This window comes from Legionella sp. (assembly GCF_965140895.1).
In the GTDB taxonomy this organism is placed as follows: domain Bacteria; phylum Pseudomonadota; class Gammaproteobacteria; order Legionellales; family Legionellaceae; genus Legionella.
Genome location: NZ_CBCSKT010000006.1, coordinates 1 through 8,288, shown reverse-complemented (window position 1 = coordinate 8,288; position 8,288 = coordinate 1). Strand labels below are relative to the sequence as shown.

Here is an 8,288-nt window from a genome sequence, read left to right as displayed (position 1 = left end):
AAAACATTTAAAACGGCACTTCTGGAAGGGTCCTTAACTCAGAACGACCACTTTTGGGGGTTCTTCCACAGGACCCCTAAAATATTTAATCTATTAGGGTTATCACTCGTAGTATCTTTATTAATTGCCCCAACTATTGGCGCATTTATTCTCACATGGATCAGTTGGCGTTATATTTTTGTATGTTTAATTGCATATGCTAGTATAATTTATGGGTTCGCTTATATTTGTCTACCAAATACAAATGTTGTCAATCAAAAGAAACTGAAGTTTGGCAGTATATTTGAAGCGTATCCCAAATTATTAAAGAATAGGAAATTCCTAACATACATTTTATGTAGTGCATTGTCGTTTTCTGGTTTTATTATTTATTTACAACTAAGTCCATTTATCTTTCAATCACAATTTCAATTTAATGCTGTGCAGTATGGCGCCACTAGCATGGTCATTGCATTAGCTTATTTAACAGGATCAATAATTACTCATTTTGGAAGCAAAAATAATTCCTCGGGATTAAACATGTTTTTTATCACTCTAATAATGATAATTGTGGGAACTGTAATAATAACTTTAAGTGAGTTTAACCACTATAACATTTGTTTTTTTATGACACCTATTTATATTTATATAACTTGCATGAGAATTATCTTCACTTTTTCAGGAGCGAAAGCGCTAGAGAAAACCGTACCTCATACTGGAAGTGCTGCGTCTATATTAACAATGTCCAATGCAGGCGTTTCAGTAGTTGCCAGCTACCTGATTCATTTAATTAAATATAATGAAGTAGTTATACTGGGTTCTTATTTTATAATTACCAGCCTATCTATTCTCATGCTTTTTTCTTTGCTAATAAAAAATTCTGCTTCTAATCACACGTCACAATCAAGAAAAAAGCGCTTTAGATTAAAAATGGATTAAACCATAATTGGGCAACGAGGGTTCACCTGGAGTTATTGTCAAATCTGGTGTATGGCCATTAGGCGGCCACTCTGTCTGACTGCTCACTGATTTGTACTCCATCTACAAATTTTACATTATTAATAACCAAAGTTAATAGGCTAAACCCTCTGATTTTAATCCACCGTTTTTGAGCTACCTCCATCAGTTTAAATACCATCGCCAGTGTAGTGTCCCTAGAACCACAGTTTCTAGACTTATGAGTTCTCAAGGCGCCGTAGGCGCATAGGCCGACTATGTCGGCGACTTGTCGTGTTCCGTGCTACACTAAGGGCTTGTATTATAATCCATTATTCGTATGCACCTTACGCTGAAAAAACTTCTGCTCAAAGATGAAAACTGGTACCGCTACCGTCAATTTTATTCAGAGTTTGGTGGAATCAGAGAAAGCGTGGATTACAGCATCAATAAAATATTAAGTTGCCGTCATTACATGCGCGGCCATGCGCATTATCATTGCTCCAATCCCTCCTGCACTCATGAAAAGCGAGTTCACTTCAGCTGCAAAGACAGGGGCTGTAGTGCATGTGGTAAAATCGCAACCGATAACTGGTTACAGAAGAATAAAGAACTTCTACCACCCTGCCCATGGCAGCACATTACCTTTACCCTGCCCAAAGCCTTAAGTGATTTATTTCTGGTTAACCGCCACCTACTAAATCAGCTGCCCGCGCTTGCGGGAACAATCCTCAATAAACTGGCTAAAGCAAAGGGACTTAAACTCGGCATCTTTATGGCCCTACATACCTTTGGTAGAACCCTCAACTGGCACGCACACCTTCACGTGTCTGTAACCCAAGGCGGATTAACAGACGACTTGCAATGGAAAAACCTTTTTTTCAAAAAAAATACCCTGATGACGATGTGGCGCTATGCACTCATCGCCTTTTTAAGACAGCAGCATCAGCAAGGGACTCTAACTAAATCTCCTGAGATGGGAAACCAAAGCATGGGTTACATGCTGGCACAACAATACGCCAAATATTGGCAAGTCCATTGTGCGAAGCCTCATAAAAACCCTAAAAAAGACATCGAATACTTAGGGCGTTACATCAAACGACCAGCGATTGCTAATTCTCGCCTGGTTCATTACAACGGAGCTTCCCTGCTCTTTAACTTTCTTAATCATCGCACCAAAAAAACTCAATATACTGAGCTTCATCCTTTTGATTTTATTACTCGATTCATTCAGCACCTGCCTGAAAAAGGCTTTCGAATCATTCGATACTTTGGATTTCTTGCCAATCGCTTGCGCGCTCAACTACTGCCCGTTGTTTCGTCTCTGTTTAACCATCAACCCAATCCCAAACAACGCTCCTGGGCTTTGCGAGTCAAACACCAAGCAGGGAGCAATCCACTCGATTGCATCCTCTGTAAAAATACCATGCGATTGTCCTTCCTGCTCTTTAAACTCTCTTCCAAACAGTTGATGAAGTACTCCACTCAAATCGCGCTGCAATTACCCATTCGTATCAATTAACGGGATGAGTTCGTCTTTTTTTCACAAATACGCTAATTAACCATCCTATATGAGGTTAAATTACAGGAATGGGGCAAATGCGAATTAGCCCCCCATTTGTGTCATTAATTTAACCATTCCAGACTAAATCAAAAAAATTATCCACCTAATAATTCCGTTAATTAACTCATGTAATATCATGCTCTACAAGGGCTTTCTCACTACGAACCCTCCTGAATCTAATCGCATAACAAGATTGTTTTCGTCCGTCATAAAGAGCCTAAATATACCAATGACTACGCCGCTTTAAAATTAATTACATCATCCAAGGCTTAGGACTAAAGATCACGGCTTTTGCCGCCATCTGAGCAATGTCATATAGGAAAATCTTTTATATTATCGTCATATGATTCTTGTGCATCAGATAAAGATAATTTTGAATAAACCTCAAGCGAGGAGCGGTTTTCATGGCCTGAATAGGGTTGAATTAATGCATCATCAATGCCTTTTGTCTTTAACCAAGTGAACAAAAAATGTCGTAATTGGTGTGGTGAAATGGTACGACTAAGTCCAGCTATCTCGCTGTATTTTTCTAGCATTCTTCTAATTCCACGATCAGAGTACGGTTTCTTCCAAGATGACTCAAATAGGTAAGTATACCTTGATTTTACTGCATTTGAGGCATGCAATGCCAATGTCTCCCGAAAACTTTTTGGAAACGGCACTTGTCTGTCTTTTTGACCTTTCCCTGCGACAATTCTAATTTGACATCGAGTAAAATCAACGTCATTTAATTGAATACGAATCAACTCACTAACACGTACCCCTGTATAAAGAAGAGTTTTAATAATTAGCATATCCTGCATGTTTTTGGTTTGCCAGACGGCTTCGTAGTACTTTTTGATTTCGTCCTCTGTGGGGACATAGGGTAGTTTTTTAGGTGCTGCTTTCACCGGAACATCTAATTCTTTTCTTAAATGACTAAAAACAGCGCGAATATAATTATAATCAGGATCTTCATGTCGAAAATACTTTATTATTTGTAATGCTTTTTTATGTGGGCTTGTGCGTTTTTCCATATTAAGCTGCCTCTTGAAAATCTGGATGATTTACTGCTAATCGCGTATTTAAATTTAAAAGAAAAATGCCATAAGGATTGAGGTGTTCATGGAGTAGCGGAGTTATAGCTCGTTTATCTTCTAGAGCCATCCTATCCAACCAATAGGATTCTTTAATAACTTGCTGTAGCATTAATGTATTAATATATACCATGCTAAGTTGCAGTAACTGCAGGCAAAGCATCGAAAGTTCTGCTTCCTCTGGTCTATTACTACGAAGAGCCCCTGTTTTTCCGTAGAAAATAAAATCATTAATTCCATTCCATCGCTCTACAACATTGAGCCCTTCATGGATTTCTCGTCGCAATCCTTCAGAGCTTAAATAACGACAAAGAAATATTGTTTTAATTGCGCGACCAAGTTCACTTAATGCTTTGTATACAGGGTGTTGTAAATTGTTGCGTGTAAATCGTTTCATAATGGCTTCCGCGTTAGCAGTGCCTAACTTTAAAGCAACAGTATATTTAACGATTTGGTCGTATTGTGCTTCAATAATATCCCAGTTGATAGCACGGGATACAATTGGCGTAAGATGGCTGTATTTATTTAAATCGTCCTTATTGACGACATATAAGCTTTGTGTATGAATATTTTTAAATCGAGGCAGTAGATCAAAATCTAGCATATAAGAAAAAGCAAATCCAACTTCACTAGCTCCATGCGTATCAACGTAGTTCTTTTGTACTTCCATTTCAGTACAGTAACGTAGCACACCTTCAATCATGGATGATACTTCAGAAGAAGAACAGCTCTTTAGTTGTGAGTAAATACACACCGACTTAGTATCAACATGCCAATAAATCATGACCCCTTTGCGATGATAGCGTGGGTGCCATTGACTCATTAGATTTTGATCAGATGCTGGGAAGTGCTTTGAGTCAGAAGCAACTGCTGTTGTACAGGATTCCCATAATTCAGGGGTGCGAATTTTAAATAACTGATTGATAACCATGCGGATAGCATGCCGTAAGTTATCGGGATCGAGATAACGAAGTTTTACATGTTTTAAATCTTGATAAGAAACCCCATCATTTCCAACGCTAACACTTTTCAATCCGGTATTGGTTCCATATCCAAGAATAATAAGCAGTAACCGCTTTTTTAAAGTTTCTTTATCTAGTCCTTCTTTTGGACCACTGGGTGTAAAAGCTTGTAAAAAATCAACAAATAGATCCGTTTCTTTGAGTACATCCAAAAGACTGGTATTGGGCCAATGCTTGAAAACTTCTTGTTTGATTGTTTCAAGTTGTAACGGTGGCGGTTGTTCTACTAATTTAGTCAGTTTGATATGACCTTTTTTTAAAATTTGAACCTTATTGTCCTTGGGAAGACCCGAATTGAAGTGGTGCAGTTGTTTATGGAGTTGTTGTTTAATAGTACGCGTAAACAATTTTGCCACTTTCGTTTTATTTAATAAATTATAGTAATAATCTCTCTTCTCGCTAAAGTCTTGGGGTAAGTCTTCTTCAGGATTCCTATATTGATAAGCATGTTGTACCCATATTTCTTTTACCCGTAGCTTATCTCGTAGATTTCTTAAGACGCAGATTTCATAATTAATACGGTTCACACGTTCAGTCTGGTCCGTGTTTTCAATAACGAATGGTTGATGTGATTTTTTTACAGCTCCATCCATTGGAACAGCCAGATTTGTTGGATAATACGTTGTGCCACTATTGAGTTGCGATTGAATGATATGTAAAGCTTCAATAATGGGTTGATAATGAGCATTTCGTGTATCAAATTCGAGTAATTCAAGAACTGGAGCTACCATGCGTCGATAGTGATGCATATAAGAGTTTCTTGCTCGGTCATACACCAAGCTATCATAAGTAATCTGTTTTTTCGGATCTTTTTTACGTATGGCCTCTAAGGTTTCTTTTGAAACAATTGGATATATTGCTGTTTTGATAACGTCATTCTCACGCTCGATAATGGTGTTAATTAACGTATTGAGCAATACTTTTTGATTACAGCTTTTTTTAATTTCAACGACTTTTGATAATTCCTTTCTAAGCTTATTTTCACCTGAGGCTATTATCTTTTTCGTTAACCTGATCAAGAGATCAACTAAATTATCAGTAACTTGCCTTTTTTTAATAAGTGAAAAAATTGCAAGTAATGCGTAGCGGTGCGTTTGGGGCATCGCTTTAATAGCGCTTGGATATTTTGTGCAAATAGTACGGTAATAGCGTTGTAATGATTTATTCGGAATATTTTGAAGGCACTCAGGCAGTGCAAGTGACTTCAAAAACTTTAGTTTTTTTGCTTCATTGAGGATGGTCTCTAACGATAACCCACCAGGCCATCGTTTAAATACAGACAATCGAGACATGTTATTTTGCTCTATCAGCAACAACTCATCAAGACAAACTTTAGTATCGTGATTAAGTCCCGTAAAAATTGATTCAAATAACTTTTCTTCATATTGATGCTTAGCACTTTTAATAATTTGCTCTAATATATGCTCGCTTGGACATTCAATTTTTTGTTCGGTTAAAAAATCAGATACACGTGCTTTTAATTGTTCTAAGTCCAATGCCTCTTGTGGAAAAACAGTAGTGAATAGCCAATTTTTAGTGAGTACTTCATCTTTTTGGCTGACCGATCTTGATTGAAAATAATCCCTAATCTCAGCGCGATATCGCTCAAGGGTTCTAAGGGCTATTGATTTAATCGATGATTTAACGGATATGTCTAATTGTTTGCTGATTATCTTAATAGCATGTTGAGGAACATCGGTGAGTGTTTCAAAAAACAAATGATGATGTTCGTAGAATTTGAGTAACAAAGCAAAGTACAGACGGTGAGTTGCGTTTTTTATATGAACTAATTCAAGCTGTTCTTCTGTCAAACACCATTTGGATTTATTTTTGTTTGTTACTTTTTGGTCAGGATTCATTGATGCGTGCATAAGACTCTCTCGCTGCTTCAATGGCTTTGTGAAATTTTTGCTCTAAAATCTCTTGTGATGGCAGCTCATTTAAATACTGCGCAACATGAATACCACTTTGATCCATTTTAAGATACTCAATATCATCTTGATCTTTACCGGCACACAGTATGATACCTAATGGTTTTTCTTCATAAGGTAATCGCGCATGCTTATCAAGCCAGTTGAGATACCACTCCATTTGCCCTTTGTATGCAGGATCAAAATTATTCATTTTTAAGTCCAGCGCGATTAATCGCCTAAGTCGCCGATTAAAAAATAATAAATCAAGATAGCGATCTTTCTTCCCGGTGCTCATTCTTTTTTGCCGAGAGACAAAACAGAAATCATCACCAAGTTCTTGTAAAAACGCAACGATATTATCCAAAATTAAGTCCTCAAGCTCTCGTTCAGACTGATAGTTGTTGCTACCGATAAAGCTAATGAAATAAGGGTCTTTGAAAACAAGGTTGCTTGATAAACTATCACTATCTTTTAGCGCTGCAAGGCTGCTTTTGATGATTGCTTCTGGTTCTTTACTGATGGCGGTTCGCTCATACAACATACTATCAATCTGTCGTTTGAAATCACGTACACTCCAGTGTTGAATGCGGCACATCTCGGTATAGAATTCACGCTTTAAGGTCTCATCAATGGCACAAACCATGACAAAATGAGACCAAGACAATTGTTTCGACAGTGTTGAAACAATTTCGCGGTTTGGGAAAATTCGTGAGAATTTCAGCATTCGAGACAGGTTGATCTTCCCATAGCCTCGCCCATACTCTAATGAAAGCTGTTTGGCTATATTCTCAAGTATTTTATCGCCATAAGTGGCACGTTGTGAATCAAAAAATTCTTCATCAATACGTTTACCAATCATCCAATTCAATAAGACCTGGGTTGAGTTATACTCTCTCGCCACATGCTCACGAGCTTGGTGAATTAATTTGCGAATCTCTTGATGCAGCGTAGATGATAATAAAGTAATGTCATGTGTTTCATCGAGTTGTATCTTTTTGTTGTTAGTCATTCAAAAAAGTTCCTAGAACAGCCTGTATCGGCAGTTTCACTTCAAAACAGCGGCAATTTTAGGAAAAAATCGTAACAGAAAGCATCGAACTATGGAAATGTTTTTTTGAATCGGAACTTTATATCAGATGGCGGTAAAAGTTGCGATCTTTAGTCCCAGGCCAAAAATTGCTTTTTTGGACAGTTTTTCTTTTTTGCAACGCAGCCGCATTTCCTCATAGCTTCTGCCATTTTTCTTTGAATTTCTGAAAATGGTAGTTCTTTGAGCTCATTCTCTAATTGTTTCTTAATTTCATTGTCTTGTGTTGCATGCCATTCTTTCCTTATTTCGGCCTCTCTTTTTAATAGGTTATCCCATTCTTTTTGATAATGATCTAAATCATTCCAAGCTTGATCGCCCATTTGGCCTGGTGTAATGAAAAGCCCTTGGCTTACCCCAAGAAGGACAAGTAATTAAATTAAAATCTTGCCTCTTCAATAGCGAATGTCTTATAAAAAAACAAAGTTGATTTATTTTGTCCACTTGGATATGATGCCGGCTGATTTCAGGAAATTGTGTATTAAGTAATAATCAACCTTAAAAGGAATATCATGTCCATACCACTACTTGGCAGCCGCACTTCAAAAATTAACCGCAGTAAAATTGCAGTTAGAAATGAGACTGATTAATTCAATTAAAGATTTAGTCCTTGAACTTACATTAGAGTAAAACAATCAAGTCCAGACACAAATTAGCCTTACTCAACAAATAAGGTTGTTGGCTATTTGTTCTCAAAGAATAAAGGAAATA

At 37.3% G+C, this 8,288-nt stretch carries 6 protein-coding genes and 1 pseudogene; 2 read left to right on the top strand and 5 right to left on the bottom strand.

Annotation, left to right across the window (positions count from 1 at the left end; all coding sequences use genetic code 11):
• Positions 1-918 (top strand): MFS transporter (locus ACQY7T_RS00980; RefSeq protein ID WP_428410871.1); only part of this gene is annotated, 918 nt, incomplete at its 5' end.
• A 58-nt stretch (positions 919-976) separates the two neighbouring features.
• Here the strand turns inward: ACQY7T_RS00980 and ACQY7T_RS00975 are convergent.
• Positions 977-1,168, bottom strand: a pseudogene (locus ACQY7T_RS00975) (IS256 family transposase); the annotation flags it as partial.
• 87 nt (positions 1,169-1,255) lie between these two features.
• Here ACQY7T_RS00975 and ACQY7T_RS00970 point away from each other — a divergent pair.
• Positions 1,256-2,437, top strand: a complete 1,182-nt coding sequence (locus ACQY7T_RS00970; protein ID WP_428410870.1) for an IS91 family transposase — start codon at positions 1,256-1,258, stop codon at positions 2,435-2,437.
• 353 nt (positions 2,438-2,790) lie between these two features.
• On the opposite strand, the gene ACQY7T_RS00965 is transcribed toward ACQY7T_RS00970, so the two are convergent.
• The 4 genes from ACQY7T_RS00965 to ACQY7T_RS00950 all read right to left on the bottom strand — a co-directional run bounded on the left by ACQY7T_RS00965 (position 2,791) and on the right by ACQY7T_RS00950 (position 7,900).
• Positions 2,791-3,495: a tyrosine-type recombinase/integrase gene (locus tag ACQY7T_RS00965; RefSeq protein WP_428410869.1), complete on the bottom strand. Its 705-nt coding sequence runs from the start codon at positions 3,493-3,495 to the stop codon at positions 2,791-2,793.
• A gap of 1 nt (position 3,496) precedes the next feature.
• Entirely contained in the window at positions 3,497-6,448 is a 2,952-nt protein-coding gene (locus ACQY7T_RS00960; RefSeq protein WP_428410868.1) for a Tn3 family transposase, read from the bottom strand.
• The gene (locus ACQY7T_RS00955) at positions 6,426-7,499 is read right to left on the bottom strand and encodes a PDDEXK nuclease domain-containing protein (protein WP_428410867.1); all 1,074 of its coding nucleotides are present in this window, start codon (positions 7,497-7,499) and stop codon (positions 6,426-6,428) included. Before ACQY7T_RS00955 ends, ACQY7T_RS00960 begins: the two co-directional genes overlap by 23 nt.
• A 149-nt stretch (positions 7,500-7,648) precedes the next feature.
• On the bottom strand, positions 7,649-7,900 hold the full coding sequence (locus tag ACQY7T_RS00950; protein WP_428410866.1) for a hypothetical protein: 252 nt from the start codon (positions 7,898-7,900) through the stop codon (positions 7,649-7,651).
• Positions 7,901-8,288 lie beyond the last annotated feature (388 nt).